17 protein-coding genes and 1 pseudogene are annotated in these 18,282 nt (G+C 63.8%); 7 read left to right on the plus strand and 11 right to left on the minus strand.

Translation table 11 applies throughout. The annotated features are described in order from the left end of the window. Nucleotides 1-98: 98 nt before the first annotated feature. The 7 genes from hisA to aroE form a co-directional block, all read right to left on the minus strand. A complete protein-coding gene (hisA, locus tag ACYOEI_RS00190) occupies nucleotides 99-830 on the minus strand; it encodes a 1-(5-phosphoribosyl)-5-[(5-phosphoribosylamino)methylideneamino]imidazole-4-carboxamide isomerase (protein ID WP_462847221.1) in 732 nt (243 codons plus the stop codon). A gap of 103 nt (nucleotides 831-933) precedes the next feature. Beyond that, on the minus strand, nucleotides 934-1,539 hold the full coding sequence (gene hisH / locus ACYOEI_RS00195) for an imidazole glycerol phosphate synthase subunit HisH (protein ID WP_462847222.1): 606 nt from the start codon (nucleotides 1,537-1,539) through the stop codon (nucleotides 934-936). Nucleotides 1,540-1,632: 93 nt separating this feature from the next. Further along, entirely contained in the window at nucleotides 1,633-2,220 is a 588-nt protein-coding gene (locus tag ACYOEI_RS00200; protein WP_462847223.1) for a hypothetical protein, read from the minus strand. 181 nt (nucleotides 2,221-2,401) lie between these two features. Continuing rightward, complete coding sequence (locus ACYOEI_RS00205; RefSeq protein WP_462847224.1) at nucleotides 2,402-2,776, minus strand: lipopolysaccharide assembly protein LapA domain-containing protein; 375 nt, start codon at nucleotides 2,774-2,776, stop codon at nucleotides 2,402-2,404. A 43-nt stretch (nucleotides 2,777-2,819) separates the two neighbouring features. Next, nucleotides 2,820-3,758 (minus strand): prepilin peptidase, encoded by a 939-nt coding sequence (locus ACYOEI_RS00210; protein ID WP_462847225.1) that lies wholly within the window; start codon nucleotides 3,756-3,758, stop codon nucleotides 2,820-2,822. Between the two features lie 29 nt (nucleotides 3,759-3,787). Then, nucleotides 3,788-4,345, minus strand: a complete 558-nt coding sequence (locus tag ACYOEI_RS00215) for a shikimate kinase (protein ID WP_462847226.1) — start codon at nucleotides 4,343-4,345, stop codon at nucleotides 3,788-3,790. Continuing rightward, nucleotides 4,342-5,838, minus strand: a complete 1,497-nt coding sequence (aroE, locus tag ACYOEI_RS00220; protein ID WP_462847227.1) for a shikimate dehydrogenase — start codon at nucleotides 5,836-5,838, stop codon at nucleotides 4,342-4,344. Before aroE ends, ACYOEI_RS00215 begins: the two co-directional genes overlap by 4 nt. Nucleotides 5,839-6,287: 449 nt before the next feature. Between aroE and ACYOEI_RS00225 the strand changes: the two genes are divergently transcribed. Together ACYOEI_RS00225 and ACYOEI_RS00230 are read left to right on the plus strand one after the other, a co-directional pair. Beyond that, nucleotides 6,288-9,389, plus strand: coding sequence for a PSD1 and planctomycete cytochrome C domain-containing protein (locus ACYOEI_RS00225; protein WP_462847228.1), 3,102 nt, complete (start codon nucleotides 6,288-6,290; stop codon nucleotides 9,387-9,389). A 120-nt stretch (nucleotides 9,390-9,509) separates the two neighbouring features. Then, complete coding sequence (locus ACYOEI_RS00230) at nucleotides 9,510-10,892, plus strand: DUF1501 domain-containing protein (protein WP_462847229.1); 1,383 nt, start codon at nucleotides 9,510-9,512, stop codon at nucleotides 10,890-10,892. Between the two features lie 76 nt (nucleotides 10,893-10,968). On the opposite strand, the gene ACYOEI_RS00235 is transcribed toward ACYOEI_RS00230, so the two are convergent. Next, a complete protein-coding gene (locus tag ACYOEI_RS00235) occupies nucleotides 10,969-11,349 on the minus strand; it encodes a hypothetical protein (RefSeq protein ID WP_462847230.1) in 381 nt (126 codons plus the stop codon). Nucleotides 11,350-11,618: 269 nt separating this feature from the next. Here ACYOEI_RS00235 and ACYOEI_RS00240 point away from each other — a divergent pair, with 269 nt between their 5' ends. From ACYOEI_RS00240 to ACYOEI_RS00260, 5 genes and pseudogenes are all read left to right on the plus strand, one after another. Further along, nucleotides 11,619-12,248 (plus strand): MIP/aquaporin family protein, encoded by a 630-nt coding sequence (locus ACYOEI_RS00240; RefSeq protein WP_462847231.1) that lies wholly within the window; start codon nucleotides 11,619-11,621, stop codon nucleotides 12,246-12,248. A 342-nt stretch (nucleotides 12,249-12,590) separates the two neighbouring features. Further along, nucleotides 12,591-13,331, plus strand: a complete 741-nt coding sequence (locus ACYOEI_RS00245) for a 3-oxoacyl-ACP reductase family protein (RefSeq protein WP_462847232.1) — start codon at nucleotides 12,591-12,593, stop codon at nucleotides 13,329-13,331. A gap of 462 nt (nucleotides 13,332-13,793) precedes the next feature. Beyond that, a complete protein-coding gene (locus tag ACYOEI_RS00250; RefSeq protein WP_462847233.1) occupies nucleotides 13,794-14,414 on the plus strand; it encodes a hypothetical protein in 621 nt (206 codons plus the stop codon). A gap of 249 nt (nucleotides 14,415-14,663) precedes the next feature. After that, nucleotides 14,664-15,912 (plus strand): annotated as a pseudogene (locus tag ACYOEI_RS00255) (IS256 family transposase). Between the two features lie 50 nt (nucleotides 15,913-15,962). Beyond that, nucleotides 15,963-16,208, plus strand: coding sequence for a hypothetical protein (locus ACYOEI_RS00260; protein WP_462847234.1), 246 nt, complete (start codon nucleotides 15,963-15,965; stop codon nucleotides 16,206-16,208). Here the strand turns inward: ACYOEI_RS00260 and ACYOEI_RS00265 are convergent. From ACYOEI_RS00265 to ACYOEI_RS00275, 3 genes are all read right to left on the minus strand, one after another. Beyond that, nucleotides 16,202-16,831 (minus strand): MSMEG_1061 family FMN-dependent PPOX-type flavoprotein, encoded by a 630-nt coding sequence (locus tag ACYOEI_RS00265; RefSeq protein WP_462847235.1) that lies wholly within the window; start codon nucleotides 16,829-16,831, stop codon nucleotides 16,202-16,204. The genes ACYOEI_RS00260 and ACYOEI_RS00265 overlap by 7 nt on opposite strands. 76 nt (nucleotides 16,832-16,907) lie before the next feature. Next, nucleotides 16,908-17,555 carry a cysteine hydrolase family protein gene (locus ACYOEI_RS00270; protein WP_462847236.1) on the minus strand — a complete coding sequence of 216 codons (648 nt, stop codon included), beginning with the start codon at nucleotides 17,553-17,555 and terminating at the stop codon, nucleotides 16,908-16,910. A 225-nt stretch (nucleotides 17,556-17,780) separates the two neighbouring features. Next, complete coding sequence (locus ACYOEI_RS00275; protein WP_462847237.1) at nucleotides 17,781-17,942, minus strand: hypothetical protein; 162 nt, start codon at nucleotides 17,940-17,942, stop codon at nucleotides 17,781-17,783. Nucleotides 17,943-18,282 lie beyond the last annotated feature (340 nt).

The following is an 18,282-nucleotide window of genomic DNA, read 5'->3' on the forward strand; positions in this document are numbered from 1 at the left end:
GCGTCTCGTCTCCCGTGGGTGTGGGTCTGAGTCATTCGCCTTGGGGCCGACGACCCGAACACCCGGAAAGGAAAGGAGACGAACCCGACGAGGCCCGCCTAGGGTGTCGGAGAATGGTCGCCGGCCCGTTCCCGGGCTTCGCGTAGCCGGAAACGACCGTCATAAAGGGCGCGCCCGACGATGCAGGCCACGACGGGCAAGGCCGCCAGGTGCGCCAGATCCTCTAACGTACCGACGCCCCCCGATGCGATCACGGGGGTCTTGAGGCGTACGGCGAGCGCCTCGGTGGTGGCCAGGTTCGGCCCCTCGAGCATGCCGTCGCACGCGATGTCGGTATACACGACGCCCCCGAGGGGCAGGTCATCGAATTGTTCGGCCAGGTCCACGGCCTCGACCGAAGAGACGTCCAGCCAGCCGGCGGTGGCAACCCGGCCATCTTTCGCGTCGAGCCCGAGCACCAACCTTTGCGGGTAAGCTCGGCTCATGGCCCGGAACCAGTCCGGGTCTTTCAAGGCCTGGGTCCCGACGATGACACGTTCAATCCCCGCGTCGAGCCAGGTTTTGATCGTCGCCTCGTCGCGGACTCCGCCCCCCAATTGACACGGGACGTGGACTCGGCCGAGGATCGCTCGGACCGCGTCGACGTTGACGGGCCGCCCGATCTTCGCGCCGTCGAGGTCGACCAGGTGGATTCGGGTGGCCCCCTCCTCCTCCCAGCGTGCGGCCATGGCCGCAGGATCGTCGCCGAAGACCGTCTCCTGGGCATAATCCCCCTGGCGAAGGCGCACGCAGCAACCCCCCCTGAGGTCAATGGCCGGGATCACTTGCATGGCTTCACCAAATCTTCCGCGGCCCTACCGCAAATGTACTGTAGCCGCGCCCCAAACCCGTCGCAAGCACCTTGTCCGAATCCGGAAAAGGGGACGATCGCGGTCAAAGCGCGGCGAAGTTGGAATACATCGCCAGCCCGACACGCTGGCTCTTCTCGGGGTGGAACTGGCAGGCCATCAGGTTGTCGCGCCAGACGAGCGCGGGGAACAGTCCGGAGTGGTCGGACTCCGCGGCGACGTCCTCGGGATGATTGGCGACGGCGTGATAGGAGTGGACGAAGTAGACCGAAGGCTCGGGATCGATCCCCGCCAAGATCGGCGCCGGTCGGCGGATCTGAAGCGTGTTCCAGCCCATGTGGGGGATCTTCAAGCCAGGGGCCGGCTTGAACCGGACGACCCGGCCCGGGATCAGGCCAAGCCCTTCATGTGTGCCGTCTTCCTCACTCCAATCAAACAGGAGTTGGAGGCCCAGGCAGACACCCAAACAGGGCTTGCCGGCGTGGACTACCTCGCGAAAGGCCTCGCCCAGGCCCGTCTTCCGCAGCTCCGCGGCCGCGTCGGCGAAGGCCCCGACCCCCGGTAGGATGGCCTTATCGGCGTGTCGGACCCGGTCCGGGTCGGACGTGATCTCTGCCTTGGTCCCGACCGCCTCGAGCGCCTTCTGGACGCTCCGGAGATTCCCCATCCCGTAGTCAATAATGACAATCATGATCGTTGCGCTTGATCCTCGAGCCTGCCATCTCCCGCAACGATCGTAACACTCGACGCCCACACTCACAACTCGGGCCGACGCGTGAGCCGCTCAGCGGACCTTCTTGGCGGAGCTGGATTCGCTCGTCCCTTGTGCGACCGGGAGCCACTTGTCGTCGTCTCGCATCCCCTGGGACCCGAGGTCGTCCCTGCGGTGGGTCCTGGGAAGGTTGAGCAGGTCGTCCGGGTTCGAAGCGTCGTCATCGCCTTCGGCGGTTGGGGCGGGGATCTTCGTGAAGGGCGACGGGCGTCGCTTCCGGGTCGACCGGGCGGCCGGGAGTGCCTTGGGTGAATCGGAATTCCCCCAACCATCGTCACGATTCGCGGTCGAGGTCCCTTCCTCGCCGAGAGAACCGCCGTTCTGGCTCAACGCGTGCCGAGCGTCGTCGAGTCGAGCCTTGAGCATGCCGTTATCGTCTTCTTCGAGGACCAGTCGGTCCTCGATTTCTCGATTCTCGGACTCGAGGGTCGCCATCTGAGTGCGGAGCTTTTGATTCTCCTGCTCGAGATGGCTGACGCTCGACTTCAAGGCCCCGACCGTCGTCCTCCTGGTGAGGACGGAATCCGTCCCCGAGCAGCCGGCCAGGAGGCACGTGGCGGCCAGGATGAGGCCGAATCGCTTTGTGGCGCCGCTCAGCATATCGAAACCTGGCCGTCTTCGGCGTCGCTTGGGGACGGAGTTCGGGCTTTGGATCGAACCAAACCTCGCGGGACGTTGCCGACGAAGCTCGGGGGGTCCGACGAGCCAGTGGTCGCGGCGTTCGCGCCCAACCGGCCCGGAAGAACGCGCGTCTTCTCTCTTAGATCGGCCAGAAGAGCCTTCACGACCATCGAGAGTCCGAAAACCCTTCGGTTGTCTTCGAGGCGTAGTCGGTCGGAGGCCGGTCCTCGGCCAATTCCGTCGGACGTTCCTCCGCCCAGGGGGCGGCGTGATCTCGCCTGCGCTTGAGCGAGTACACCAGTGTCATCGTCAGCGCCGTGGCGACCGAGCCGACCAGCGCACTCGAGAGGATGACCAGGCCGAGCGAGCTGGACAGGCTGCCGAGCCCGAACGGGAACGCCACGGTCACGGGCGCATTGTTCGCCCAGATGAACCAGAGCATCAGGCCAAGGACCATCGCGAGGGCGACCAGGCGTCGATAAACCCAGAGGTTGCGGACGATCGAGTGCCTGCGTCTCTTGTAGGGGGAAGGCATTAGAGACACTCCGATCAGGTGGGATTCGTCGGGAAGGCCCCGCTCACGTCTCCAGGCCCAACACCCACAAAGATACCATGCCGAGCGTCTTGAAGAATTCGGCCCCCCAGTATCGCCAGAGCCAGGGCCAGGAGAGGACGAGTGTGGCGGCCGCCATGCTGAGGTAGGGCCCGAAAGGGAGTTCGCGATCGGCGCTCGAGGATTTCCGCCCGCTGACAAGTTTTCCCACGTATCGCGTCAGTTTCCAAAGGGCGTGCGCGATCCCGAAGAACGGGGCCAGGAAAAACGTCAGGACGGCGGCCTGCCACCCGAGGAATGCCCCGATCATCGCCATCAAGGTCACGTCGCCGAAACCCATTGCCTCCCTGCGGAAGATGACCGACCCGACGATGCGGACGGTCTGGGTCAGCCCACCCCCGGCGAGCAAGCCGGCCACCCCGATCCAGAAACCCGACATCGGAGTAAGCGCCGAGGATGGGACGGGCCGAATCTCCGGGAACCATGCCCCCAAGCCGATGCCGACCACCATCCCGGTCACGGTGATCTCGTCCGGGATGATCATCAGGTCGTAGTCGATGAAGGTCGCGGCGACGAGGAGCGCGATCAGGATCGCGTGGTAGAACCAGACGCCGAAGAGCCCGACAGGCGCCTCGCCCGCCCAGCTCCTCGGCCCGTAGATGACGTCGACGACGAACAGCGCGAGATAGAATATCCCGACCAGCGCCTCGACCAGCGGGTATCGTGCGGAGATGGGGTCGTGGCAACTCCGGCACTTCCCCCCCAAAGCCAACCAGCCGAGGATCGGGATGTTGTCGCGTGCCGGGATGGAATTCCAGCACTTCGGGCAGTGGGAGCCCGGCCAGATCAAGCTCTTCTGGAACGGGATCCGGAACACGCAGACGTTGATGAAGCTCCCCACGACCGTTCCCAGGGCGAGGAGCCAGAGGCCGACGAGCAAGACGACCGGCAAGGAGAGGGGCATGGCGGACCTTCTCGTCGAGAGTTGTCAGATCAAGAGCGGGCGGGGATTGTCGGGGACCAGCGTTCGAGGATCGCGTCGACCACCTCGGCCGCCGATCTTCCCTCGGTGTTGATGACGGCGTCGGCCACGTCTCGATAGAGCGGCTCGCGTGCCTCGATCATTCCGGCGAGTTCGGCGATCGTCCCCGCCGAGGTCAGGGCGGGTCGGTCGGCCAGTCCTCGAGGGTCGGCGAGCAACCGGCCTTCGAGCACCGAAGGGTCGGCCGTGAGCCAGGCCACGAAGCCGAACGCCCGGAGTCTCGACCGGTTCGACGGCCGGAGCACCGCTCCGCCTCCGGTCGCCAGGACCAATCCGGTCCTCGAAGTCAGCTCGGTGAGCATCTCCTCCTCCCAATCGCGGAAGGTCGGCTCGCCAAACTCGGCGAAGATGGTCCGGATCGGCCGGCCGACTTTCGCCTCCAATTCGACATCGGCATCCGCGAACGGCCACCCCAGTCGTTCGGCAATGATCCGGCCGACGGTCGATTTCCCCGTCCCTCGCACGCCCACGAGGGCAAGGCCCCTGCGTTGATTCGTCTCGGTCGTCATTCGCGGAGCGGCCCCAACTTCCGTTTCAACGCCTCGCGCATGACGTCCTTCGGGGCCTCTTGCCCCGTGTACATCTTGAACTGCTCGGCCGCCTGATTGACGAACATGTCCACTCCCGTCACCGCCTTGCACTCGCGTTCCCTCGCGAGCTTCAAGAACATGGTGTTCTCGGGGTGGTAGATGGTGTCGAACGCCGTCATCCCCGGCTTGTTGAACGCGGCGGGGGGGACGGGCGTGTCGTCGACGTGCGGATGCATCCCCACCGGGGTGCAGTTGATCAGGATTTCCGCGAGCGTGCTCGCCCGCTGGGCCCAACTGATCGTCCGACAGCCGACCTCCTCGGCCAGGCTGGTCGCGCGGTCGTCGTGCCGGTTCGTGATGATGACGTTCGCCCCTCGGCGCACCAGGCCGAAGGCGATCGAACGGGCCACCCCCCCGGCGCCGAGGATCAGGGCCATCCGGTCCATGAGCGGGCTCGACGACTTTTCCCCCGTCGAACCGCCGAGGGCCTCTTCGAGCGACTCCATCGCGGCGCGGTAGTCGGTGTTGTACCCGACGCGCTTCCCGTCCCGGATCACGACCGTGTTGCAGGCCCCCGTCCGCTCGACGCCGCCGTCCTTCTTGTCGAGGACCTTGATCACGTCTTGTTTGTGCGGGATCGTCACGCTGAACCCGTTGATCCCGAGCCACTGCAGCTCTTTGAACGAGGGCTCGAGTCGACCTGCGGGGATCAGCAGCGGCACAAGGACCTTGTTCATGCCCAGGTGCCGGAACGCCGCGTTGTGGATCGCCGGGCTGAGGCTCTGTTCGATCGGGTCGCCGATGACCGCGAAGACTTCGGTCTCGGAGTTGATCTGGTCGTAGAAGTAATCTCGCTTCAGCTCGAGATACTTGAGCATGCCCGGCGCGAAGGTCCGCTCGGGGTTGAAGCCGGCGAAGGTGAACGGGGAGCCGTACTTGGCGTTCAGGACCCGGGTGAACACGCCGACCTGCCCCATCGCAATCGTGATGGTGGGGACCCCGGTCTTCGTCCCCAGCTCGAGGACGCGAAGGGACTCACCGAGGCTGGGGGCGTTGGTCGCGATCTTGACGATGTCCGCGTCCTGGTCGCGGCACTGTTTGGCGATCGTCTCGATGTCCTTCGGAGTCGTCTTCAGGTTGTGGTAGCTGATGATCCGTTTCGTCTTGCCGTACCGACGGATCTGCGAGGCGATGTCGACTTCGAGGTCGACATAGTCGACTCCCAGGGCGATCGCCTCACGCAGAAACTGCTGACGCTTCGCTTCCTCGCCTCGCCAAAGGCCGCCGTCGGCGCCTCGACGTAAGGTGAAGACGATCGGCGTATGCCGTTGGGCTAGGAGCCGCTTCATGTCGGGTTCGCGTCGGAGGCAATCCGCCCGGAGCTCGACGAGATCGACGCCGGCCGCGGCCGCCGCCTTCCATTCTTCGGCGAGCGACGCATGCCGCCCCCTCCCGATCGTCACGCAGATCATCGCCAGACTCCAAGACCCGGGCCCCCATCGACTGGCTCGAAAGCGGCGCCTCGGATCGATTGTACGACGAGATAAGGAGAAAGCGAAAGAGGGACGCAAACCCAGGCCATTCAGTCCCCCCTCCCCTCCATGGTCTCGTCTCGAAACCTTCTAACCCCTTTTCAAGTCAAGGTCTATGGCACCATTCTTCGCGCCACCCATTCCCGAGAACGAGAGATCTGACCTACCGACGACAGGACCACAATCAACCCCCATTTCACCCACTCGACAACACGGATTGGCTACCCGGATCTACGCCCCAACTCGAACTTCGAGGTTGCCGACGCCCCTCCGATCGGTTGAGGTATCGGTAACCGCGAGATAGATTGGTATTGTCGATCAAGGGAAGCCACCCTTTGGTCCGGCGATGAGCTCCTGCCCCATTCCCCCACCTTCGAGGGCATCGGATCATGAGGACGTGGTCAATCAGCCTGGCCCTGTTTCTCTGCGGCTCCTCGCAGGCTCTCGCCTTTGAGCCCTCGACGGCCCCCGTGCCTTCGTTCGATACGCAGGTCATGCCCCTGCTGAAAGCCCGGTGCGTCAAGTGCCACGGGCCCGCCAAGCGCGAAGGGGGCGTGAACCTGGCCACTCCGAAAGGAGTTGCGCGAGGCGGTAAGGAAGGAGTCGTCGTCGTCCCCGGCCAAGCCGAGGAAAGCGAACTCTGGGCCCGAGTCGCCGAGGATGAGATGCCCCCCGAAGAGCCGCTCGAAGCAGCCGAGAAGGAGATTCTCCGGCGCTGGATCGAAACGGGTGCCTCGGGGCTTCCCAAGATCAATCCTGGTGAACCCGAAGGGGCCGATCACTGGGCCTTCGCCCCCGCCGCTCGCCCCGAGGTCCCCGACGTCCGAGACGGACTTCGCGTCCAGAGCCCCGTGGATCGCTTCCTCCTGGCGAAGCTCGAGTCAATCGGCCTCACCTTCGGCCCCGAGGCCAATCGCTCGACACTCGTCCGTCGCGTCAGCTTCGACCTGACCGGCCTGCCCCCGACCCCCGAGGATGTCTCTCGGTTCGTTGAAGACGCCTCACATGACGCCTACGAACGGATGGTCGAGCACTACCTCGCCTCGCCGCATTATGGCGAGCGCTGGGGGAAATACTGGCTCGACACCGCCGGGTATGCGGACTCGAACGGCTACTTCAACGCAGATACCGACCGTCCCCTGGCCTACCGCTACCGAGACTACGTCATCCGATCCTGGAACGAGGACCGGCCGCTCGACGAGTTCGTCCGAGAGCAGCTCGCCGGCGACGAGATGGGCGGGTTCCGCGCCGGGGTCGAGGTCACGCCTAAGCTCGTCGACCAGCTCGTCGCCACCCATTTTCTCCGCAACTCCCCCGACGGCAGCGGCGAGAGCGACGGCAACGACGACGAGGTCCGGGCCGACAAGTACGCCGTCCTCGAGGGGACCACTCAGATCATCGGGTCATCATTGCTCGGGATGACCATGCAGTGTGCCCGCTGCCACGACCACAAGTTCGAGCCGATCTCGCAGGCCGACTACTACCGGATCTACGCGATCCTCTGGCCCGCCTACGACCTGGATCGCTGGGTCAAACCCCAGAAGCGAATCACCGAGGCCGCAACCCCCGTCGAGCTCGCCGCCTGGGAGTCGCGGGCACGCCAGGTCGACTCCGAAATCGCCGCCAAACGTAAGGAGTTCATGGAATGGGCGCGGCAGAATCGGCAGAAAGGGACCGTCCTCTTCCAGGACGACTTCGATTCGACCGAGCCCCTCGCCGCCCGCTGGAGCGCAACAGCCCCAGGAGACGACGCCCCGGCCGGGAACGTCTCGGTGAAAGTCGACTCCGAGTCGGCACCCGGGGCCCTCGCCAGAGACGGGACGCTCCGGATCATCGAGTCGGGGAGCGCGGGAAATCGCTGGCTCTCGACCCGGTCGGCCTTCGACTGGACCCCCGAGGAGAAGGGAAGCTGGGTCCAGGCCACCTTCGACCTCGTCGACACGAAGCTCGCCAAAGGGGACGGAGACGCGGAGCGGGTCGGCTACTACATCGCCTTGACGGACTATGACGACGGCGGTTCCAAGCCGGGTGGCAATATCCTCATCGACGGCAACCCCGCCGGAGGCGCGGCGATCGACGTCGACTATCCCGGCAACGACATGGATCACCGCGGCTTGATCGGCTCGGGCGGGTATTCCGCGGGACAGAACTACGGGGTCCGGGTTACGAACGTCGGCGGCGGGAAGTTCCTCCTCGAGCATCTGGTCAACGGCATCCCCGAAGGGAAGAGTCTGAAACTTACCGCCGCCGACCTCCCGGACGGGGGCTTCGGCTTCGAGTATTGCTGCGGTCGGAGTTTCATTGTCGATCATGTCTGCATCGAGTCCGGCAAGTCCGCTCCTTCGTCCGAGGGCAAGAGCTCGCCCGACGAGCTCGTCAACTCGAGGCGGAAAGAGCTCGACGACGCGTTGGCGGCGCTTTCCGCCCGCAAAGGGGACCGACCCGGCCAGGTCGCGGCCGTCTCCGACCTCTCGGCGAACCCGTCACCGACCCACCTGCTCCGCCGAGGACTTTACAACGACCCCGGCCCCAAGATCGACCCGGCCCCGCCTTCGATCCTGTCGGATCCCCAGAACCCGTTCGAGGTCCGTAGTCCCGAAAATGGGGCCCCATCCACCGGCCGACGCTCCGCCTTCGCCCGCTGGTTGACCCGGCCGGGCTCGCGCCCCGCGGCGCTCTTGGCCCGGGTCCTCGTCAATCGGCTCTGGCAGGCCCATTTCGGAGTCGGTCTCGTACCGACCGTCGACAACTTCGGCTACTCGGGCACTCCTCCAACCCACCCCGAGCTCCTCGAGTTCCTCGCGGATGAGCTCGTTCAACAAGGTTGGCGTCCCAAGGCCTTGCATCGCCTGATCCTCAATTCTGCGGCCTACCGACAGTCGAGCGAGACCACGACCGAGGCGGTGCGGATCGATCCTGATAACTCGATGTACTCACGCTACCCTGTCCTCCGCCTCAATGCCGAGGCGGTCCGCGACGCGATGCTCGCCGCCTCGGGCGAGCTCGACGACCGGATCGGTGGCCCCTACGTCCCGACCGTCCGATCCGATGACGGCGATGGGGTCATCGAGTCGGATGTCAAGGGCCCAAGGCGACGCTCGGTCTACCTCCAGCAGCGACGAACCCAGGTGGTGAGCCTCCTGGACGTCTTCGACGCCCCCTCGCTCGTGACGAACTGTTCGAGGCGAAATCCGACGGCGACGCCGCTCCAGTCGCTTAGCCTCCTCAATTCCCAATTCGCTTTGACCCGCGCCAAGGGACTTGCGACAAGGCTGCGAGAGCTCCGGGACGTGAACGCCGAAGCGAAGGTGGATCGAGCGTTTCTGCTCACGACCGGGCGTGCGCCGTCCGTTGACGAACGCTCGGCCGCACTCCAGTTCCTCGAGGCGCAGCCTTCGCAGTATCCCGGCCGGGCCGACGCCGTCGACCAATCCTGGGCCGACCTCTGCCAAATGCTGTTTGCAAGCAACACGTTTCTCTACGTCGAATGACCGCGAACCCCGGACGGACAGGCTCGCCCGCGACCTGCGGGCCGAGCTCAACTCGCGGGCGAATCCCCGAGCCACCGACCCGACGAAAGAAGGGACATGCCGATGCGGCCGATTGACGAGATGACGACACGACTGAGCCGTCGGGCCTTCCTCGGGCAGTCCTGCGGGGCCCTCGGGTCGCTGGCGCTCACGCAGTTGCTCTCCGACGAGGCCCGCGCCTCGCTCGTCCCCACCGCCTCCGCCCCCCGGGCCAAGTCGGTCATCTGCCTCTTCCAGCACGGCGGCCCGAGCCAGATGGACCTCTTCGACCCCAAGCCCGAGCTGACCCGCTGGCACGGGAAGCCGCACCCGGGGACGCTCGAGGTCCACTTCGACAAGCAGAAGGGGAACGTCCTCAGCTCCCCGTTCAAATTCCAGCCTCGGGGCCAGTCGGGGATCGAGCTGTCCGAGCTCCTCCCGTACACCTCACAGATCGTCGACGACGTGACCCTCGTCCGTTCGATGACGACCGAGTCGGTCGACCACGAGTCGGCCCTTCGGCTGATCCACACCGGCAAGTTCCAGGCGGGCCGTCCCACCCTTGGCTCGTGGGTCGTCTACGCACTCGGATCCGAAAATCGCGACATGCCGGCGTACGTCGTCCTCTCCGACCCGGGCGGCCCTCCCGTCGACGGCACGAGGAACTGGTCGGCCGGCTGGCTCCCGGCGACCTATCAAGGAACCCCGTTCCGCTCCGAGACCATGCCCGTCCTCAACCTGAAATCCCCCGAAGGGGTGACCGCCGGGGCCCGGTCGGGCCAACTCCGATTCCTCGACGAATTGAACCGGCACCACCTCCAGCGCCATCCGGGCAACAGCGAGCTTGAGGCCCGCATCGCCAACTACGAGACCGCCGCGAGGATGCAGACGGCTGTCCCCGAAGTCCTCGACATCCGCGGCGAGACCGAAGAGACGCGCCGACTCTACGGCCTGGACCGCGACGAAACGCGCGAGTACGGCACGCGCTGCCTCCTGGCCCGTCGCTTGGTCGAGCGGGGCGTCCGCTTCGTGCAGATTTTCATGAGCGGCCAGCCCTGGGACACCCACAGCAAGAACGCGGAGACTCTGAAAGGTCTCTGCGCCCGGACCGATCAGCCGAGCGCGGCCCTGGTCCTCGACCTGAAGCGTCGCGGCCTTCTTGATTCGACCATCGTCCTCTGGACCGGCGAGTTCGGCCGCCTCCCGATCTCTCAAGGGGCCGATGGCCGGGACCACAACCGCCACGCCTTCTCCCTCTGGCTCGCCGGCGGCGGCTTCCGCGGCGGCCATACCCACGGCAGCACCGACGACTTCGGTTACCAGGCCGTCAAGGATGAAGTCACCGTCCACGACCTCCAGGCCACCCTCCTGAACTCCCTCGGCCTCGACCACAAAAAGCTGACCTATCCCCACGACGGACGTGCAGACAGCCTCACCGATTCCGAGGTGACCAAAGCGAAGGTCGTCCGCAGCCTTTTCGCGTGATGCCGTTCCAAGGCCGAAGACCGCCGGGGGATCCTGTTGAGGACTCCCCCGAGGCGGTCCGTCGCATGGAACGACGTCAGCCTCGGAACACTTCGGGCTGGACCAGGCCGACCTTGTTCCCGTCGGCGACGACGAGGCCGGCGGGTCCACCACCGGTGCTCCACCCCGCGTACTGGCCGTCCTTGGTCAAGACATAGAGGGCAACCCCCGCGCTCAGCTTGCCGTCCTCGTCGCGGAAACGGGGATCGCGCGGGGTCACTTCTTCGACCCGCTCGGCGGCGAGCAACAACGCATCCTTGGCGGACTTCCCTTGCCGGAGGAACTCGACGCACAGGTAGGAAGTGCCGTTCAGGAGGTTCAACTCCCCGAGCCCGACCGACCCGCACCAACCGACCGTGTTGTCGAGGTAGAGCCCAAAGAATCCTCGGAGGAAGGCGATTGGGGGGGCTGAGGCCATCTCGAAATCCTCGCCGGTAGCGTACCCCTTCACCTTGGCCAAAGCCAGGCTTGCAAGGACCGGGACCTTCGCTCCAATATATTTATATATATTATGATTCCGTTATGACTTATTCCCGATACAGGCTTCCGACTGAATGCCGTGGTCGAGCCCGAAATCAGGACATGGAAACGAACGATCCCATAGGCGTCCAACAACACGTCGATTACGCTTGGGGTCGGTGCCTCCTCTCTCAGGCCCATCCCCACCTTCCAAGAACCGAGGGTCCATTGCGAAAGTACACGGCGGAATTCATCGGGACGTTCTTCCTGGTCTTCGCAATCGGCATGGCCGTGATCGGCCACAAGTCGGACGATGGGGTGATCCCACCCCTCGTGATCGGTTCGACGTTGATGGTCATGATCTACGCGGGTGGCCACATCTCCGGCGCCCACTTCAACCCGGCGGTCACCCTCGGGGTTTGGTTGCGTGGGCGCTGTGATACGAAGGATCTGGTCCCCTACATGATCGCCCAGGCCGTCGGCGCGGGCTTGGCGTCGGTCACCGTCATCTACTTGAAGGGGACCAGCGGCACGGGAGTCGATCCGGATGTTCCCAAGTGGTTCCTGGCCGAATTCCTCGGGACGTTCGCACTCGTCTATGTCGTCCTGAACGTGGCAACCTCGAAGGAAACGGCGGGCAACTCCTACTATGGGTTGGCCATCGGCTTCACGGTGCTGGCCATGGCGTTCTCGGTCGGTGGGATTTCCGGTGGTGCGTTCAACCCGGCGGTCGCTCTCGGCGCGTCGCTCATGGGATTGATCAAACCCTCGGCCGTCTGGATCCATCTCCTCTCGGATTTCGCCGCCGGAGCGGCAGCCGCCGTCGTCTTCCGCCAGCTCAACCCCGACGACGAGTAACCCGCAACCGACGACTCCGTGAATCCTTCCGATCGTAATGACGACCCTGGAGGATCCACACGGGATGCTCGTCGTCAGCGACTCGCACTATCTCGCTAACGTCAAGGTCGTTTGAAGAATCAACGGCGGAGCCATGGTGAGCCAACCCTCGACCCGAGGACTCGTCACGAGAGCCTTCGGCGACCACGACGACCTTGCCTGGGAAAATTGACACAAGGACGTCACTCAAGAAGCACGTCGCCTCCGCTCCGATTACCCTCGACTTGACCGTGCCGCCATAGTTCTTCGAACGGTGGGATCCGAGTTCCCCCCTTCGCAGCGATGAACATGGGAGACATTCCAATGGCAGGATTGAACGGGAAAGTGGCCTTCGTCACCGGAGGTTCGCGCGGGATCGGGGCGGCGATCGCCAAGCAGCTCGCGGCCGACGAGGCTCGCGTGGCGATCACCTATACGAAAGGCGTCGAGGCAGCCCAGGCGACCGTCGAGGCCATCGAAGCCGCGGGCGGGAACGCGATCGCGATCCAGGCGGATGCCGCGGATGCTGAAGCCGTCAAGGCTGCCGTCGAGAAAACCGTCGCGACCTTCGGCAGCCTGGATGTGCTCGTGAATAACGCCGGAACGGCCATCCCGAAGCCATTCGAAGAGACGACCTTGGAAGAGATGGACAGGGTGATCGCCATCAACGTCAGGGGAGTCTTCGTCGCGACCCAGGCGGCCTTGAATCACATGAAAGCGGGAGGCCGGATCATCAACATTGGCTCGTGCGTCGGGGAGAAGGTGATGGCGCCCGGCCTGGTCCCTTACTCGGCCACAAAGGGTGCCATCAAGATGTTCACGCAAGGCCTGGCGCGCGAGGTGGGAGAGCGTGGTATTACCGTCAACAACGTCCAGCCAGGGCCGATTGACACGGACTTGAACCCCGCCTCCGGCGATTGGGCGACTCCCCAAATTGCGATCACGGCGCTGAAGCGATACGGAAAAGCCGAGGAGGTCGCCGCCTTGGTCGCCTTCATCGCCAGCCCGGACGCGTCCTACATTACCGGAGCGAACCTCACCGTCGACGGCGGTACCAACGCTTGATCCTCAAGACGGGATCATACACTCCAGGCTCCCGAAGAGCGCAAGGACATGTCGATCACCGTCAGTGAACACGCCTTAGTGAGAATCTCCAGAGCCTATTCGGACGAGAGACGGCACAGGTCGCTGCCGTCCTTCTCGGCCTTGTTTTCGACCGCATCCCCCGGCGATCGACTCCTCTCGTCATCGATGGCACCCGACCAAACCTTACGAGCTCGATTTCCATCGGCACGATCGGGTTGCCCCCTGCTCGGCTCGCGATACGTCCGTCGCCGGAACGATCCGGATTTGCCCACGATAACCGAGATCCATCTCCTCTCCAGACTCAAATTGGCTTCCAATCCCTTCGCCAGGGCCGCCAAGGTCCTCTCGGAATTACGCCCATCTGGATCGCCGCCCCAAAGCTTGTCATGGTACCGAGCTCTGCAAGCGAGCAAGTTGACGAACGAATGACCCGACACAAAGATGACGCTTTCCGATTTTCAATTAAATAATTCTTTCAAGGTGAAATTATTGGATTTTTCCGATGGAAGAAGGCTAGGCGTCCGCGTCGTCGTCTCGATGGCGTTGATTGCCATCATCGCCCCTGCTCTTCGAATCCCGGTTTGGTTGGACGCAATCGGCCCGGAGGGGCCGGCCTGGTGGCATGACTACTGGTGGGGGAGGCAGGCTCGGGCGAGGTTGGACAGCCCAGTCACGATTCATGTGACAAGCCAAGCTCGCCTTGAGCCAGTCCTGACCCAGATCAGGGCGGCCACGACCGACAAGCTCTTTCGTAATGGCCTTCCAATCGGTGTTGATCCAGGCGGGCCTGGCGAGGCCGTTAAAACCTTGCATTCCCCGATCGGAATTGATCTCGAGGTCAAGGAAATGCCGGCTCGGGCGTTCCTCGAAAGTATTCTCCCGCCGATGGGATTAGCATGCAAGATCCAATACGGAGCGTGTCTGGTGACTTCGCGGAGATCCTTGGGCGAGCCGATTTCATTCGGTGACCATGGCGAGATGTTCTGCGGACGCGCGCTCCTTGGCATCGAGGTTGCCCTCAGCTTCGCCACTCCGCTCGCAATCGTACCTACGATTCAGTGACGACCTGACCTCATAGTAGATGGCGACCTGCAGGCATACCGCGAGGTCCGCTAACACGAGTGAATGTTTTGAACGTCGATTACTTGCGGTCATGTCCACCGTTTAGATGAACAACGATGTCCTGCCAAGTCGCACCCAAATGCAGTGGTCGAAACGGTTTTTCGGAGGATTGAAAGGCGGCGGGTATCCTTGGTGATGCAATCGCTAAAAAGCACACCGATGGCCAACGAGGCCGAGGAGTCCCCCGCCATGATTCCGTCTACGACCGAGATCCGCATCGTGCCCCTGGCCCCCTCCCAGGACGTCCTCACCGTCATCCTCCGGGACGGCGCACGGCGGCTCCTGGCCCAGGCCATCGAGGCCGAGGTCTCCGCCTGGATCGATGATCATGCCCATCTCTAAGGACAGCCAGGGCCGCCGCCCGGTGGTTCGCAATGGCCACCTGCCCGAGCGGGCCGTCCAGACCGGCATCGGCCCCGTCGAGGTCCAACAAACCCGAGTCCGTGACCGCAGGCCCGCCGACCAGAGGGAGGCCTTCACCTCGGCCATCCTGCCGCCGTACCTGAGGAAGACCAAGAGCCTGGAAGGGTTGCTCCCCTGGCTCTATCTCAAGGGGATCAGCACGGGCGACTACTCCGAGGCCCTCCAGGTGATCCTCGGCCCCGACGCCCCGGGGTACTCGGCCAGCACGATCACCCGGCTGAAGGCCTCCTGGGAGGAGGAGTTTGCGGTCTGGAGCAAGCGGTCGCTGTCGGGAAAACGATACGTTTATGTCTGGGCCGATGGCGTGCATTTCAACATCCGGCTCGAAGGGGGCCGGCAGTGCATCCTGGTGCTGATGGGGGTGACGGCGGAGGGGAAGAAGGAGCTGAGCACGATCGCCGACGGTTACCGTGAGAGCGAGCAGTCGTGGAAGGAACTGCTGCTCGACTGCAAGGCCCGAGGGCTGGATGTCGAGCCGAGCCTGGCGATCGGCGACGGGGCGTTGGGTTTCTGGAAGGCGATGCGTCAGGTCCGGGACAAGACGAAGGAGCCGCGTTGCTGGGTGCACAAGATGGCGAACATCCTCGACAAGCTGCCCAAGGGTGCGCAACCGAAGGCGAAGGGGGCGTTGCACGAGATCTATGGTGCCGAGAGCAAGGCGGATGCGGAGAAGGCCCTCGACCTGTTCGTGAAGACGTACGGTGCGAAGTATCCGAAGGCGACGGAGTGCCTCGAGAAGGACAAGGAGGAGCTGCTGGCGTTCTACGACTTCCCGGCGGAATATTGGCGGCACAACCGGACGACGAACCCGATCGAGAGCGTATTCTCGATGGTGCGGCTGAGGCACGACAAGACGAAGGGGAGCGGTAACCGGGTGTCGTGCCTGACGATGGTGTTCATGCTGATGGAGAGTGCATCAAAGAGTTGGCGATCGTTGAACGATTCGCCGTTGCTTCAGGACGTCGTGAAGGGGACCGTCTTCAAGGACGGCGTCAAGGAAAAGACCGCCGCCTGAGAAATCCCCAAACACAACTCTTGACCATACCCCAGCTCCAGGGACTCAGTATGCTCGACCCGAAGATCTTCAGCCGATTCCCGTTCGCCTCGGCGGATTCCACGAACATCGCCCGGAACATCGGGATCGACGGAAAGTGGCGGGGCACCTACACGCCGCCGAACATGGAATGCCGGGCCCAGGTCATGCGGGAAAGGATCGAGTCGCACCAGGCCGCGGCGAGATGGGATCGAGCGGCGCATTCGGTGAATGGGTGGCGTAGCTCAGCACTCCAGCACGGCTGGCAAGGTCAATAGAGATTGTGCCGGTACGATTCTTCGATGAGTCGGTTCAGCTCCTCGACCGTCTGCCCTTCGATTTGCGCCTGATCGTTCAGGATCTCGGCGAAGCACGGTCGCGATGACCGCCTCTCCACCTGTTCCCACAGCTTCGACCGGATCACGGCCTTGCCGCATTGGAGGAAGCACTCCTCCACCTCGACGCCGATCCCGACCTGTGGAATCTTTCCCGCCACGGTCAGAGGCGCCAGGACAGCCTCGTCCCGGATCACGCAGGCCCGGCCGTTAACGCGTAGCGTCTCGCTCTCGCCCGGGATCAAGAACAGCAATCCAATGCGACCCGTCTCGATGATGTTACGCAGGCTATCGGCGCGTCGATTCCCGCGCCGCTCGGGGATGACCAGCGTCTTTGGGTCCAGGACCGCCGCGATGCCCGGTGCGTCGCCGCGCGGCGAGACATCGCAGGACCGGTCACGGCCGAACGTACCGATCAGGAGGAATGGCGAATCCGCTATGTAAGCCCGCATGTGGCCGTCGAGCTGCGAAAGCTGCTTCTTCACTGCCAGCTCGCTCGGTGTCCCGATCAACGCGGCGAGCTCGTCGGCGGACGTCACAAGATCCCGGAATCTTGAGCTGATCATCGGTTGCTCCCCGGGGCAATAAAGCGGTTAGGTCGTAGAGGTTTACGCCGACAGTCAGGTAGGCGACCGTTTCCGTCTAAAGCATCGCGACCACCGCCTCCTCGGTGGTCAGCACCGCATTGGCGATGAAGTTGTAATTGACGACGGCGGCTTTGTAGCCGTCACCAAGATTGGGATGTTTGGGCCCTGCCGTCGCGTCCTTGACCACGGCGACGTCGAATCCTTGCTCGATCAACTCGCGTAGGTGGCTCTCGACGCAGAGATTCGCGAGCATGCCAGACAGGATGATCCGGTTCAGACGACGCTTGCGGAGTTGGAGGACGAGGTCATTGGTCTGCGGCCCCCAGACCTTGTGGGTGCTGACCACGACCGTCTTGCCATCCTCGATATACGGCTTGTAGCGGTCGAGCCAGTCGGCCCCGGATCCCTTCAACCCGTCGAGGCTGAGCGGATCCGGCCGGAAGAACTCCTTGCTCTCGAGCATCATCCTCTCGACCGCCCCACCGAACTCCCAGGCCTGGTCGGCCGGATAGAGGTAGTGGGGCGAGATGAAGACCTCGTAACCGCCGGCCTTGGCGGCCTTGAAGAGGCGGTCGAGGTTCTCGACGGTGTTGTTCTCCTTGACACTCTCGCCGACCAGTCCCCAGGAGACGCCCTTCTCGCTCAGGACATCGTTCTGGGGGTCGATCACGACCAAGGCAGTATCGCCCTTGTTGAATTTCATCGCGAAGCTCCTCATCCCGGTTACGTCTTCACGGGCTTGCCGAGGGAGTTCCAAATCAACAAGGCGATCCCACGCCAGTGGGTGGTCAGGGAGAAGTGCCCGGCGTCGATCAGATGGAACTCCTGCGTCTTCAGGTGATGAAGCCCATTTCGCAGTGGCCGGCGGTTCGCGGGCCTCCACGAGCCGGCCCCGGATCGGCGAAATTATCGCATGCCGGGGCCTCTGTTACACTCTTCTTGCCGCGGAATGGGCCATGCCGAGCTTCGTGCCTAGGCACACGCGGCGTTGGCTGGGGAGCAAGTCCGAGTCGCGATACTTGCGTGCGGTCTTCTCGTCGATGTCGGCCCTGTCGGCGGCGTTGGCCAGAGTCGATTCGGTCTGGATCAACTTCCGCAGCCTCCTGAATTGTCGATCGGTGACCATCCCGGTGTTCCAGCTCGAAGAAGCCGAAAGGGGACAGCCTACCAGGGGCCAGGAGCCGGGAATTCTAATTGACGTTGACCGGGAAAAATAATTGTCGTCGATCACCCAGATGGCGGAACTGGCGAAGTGACCCAAGAGGGAGGCATGAGGCCGCCCTTTTCTTTCTCCGGGAGGCACGCCATGCGACGCAGCGAAGAACTCCAGCTTTTGCTATTCGCGATCACTTATCGCGGAAAACGAGACCCGAGCGGCTGCCTCGGATCGACGAGGACCAGGCCGCCGAGCTCATCACCTAAGAATGGCG

It is taken from the genome of Singulisphaera rosea (genome assembly GCF_054877945.1).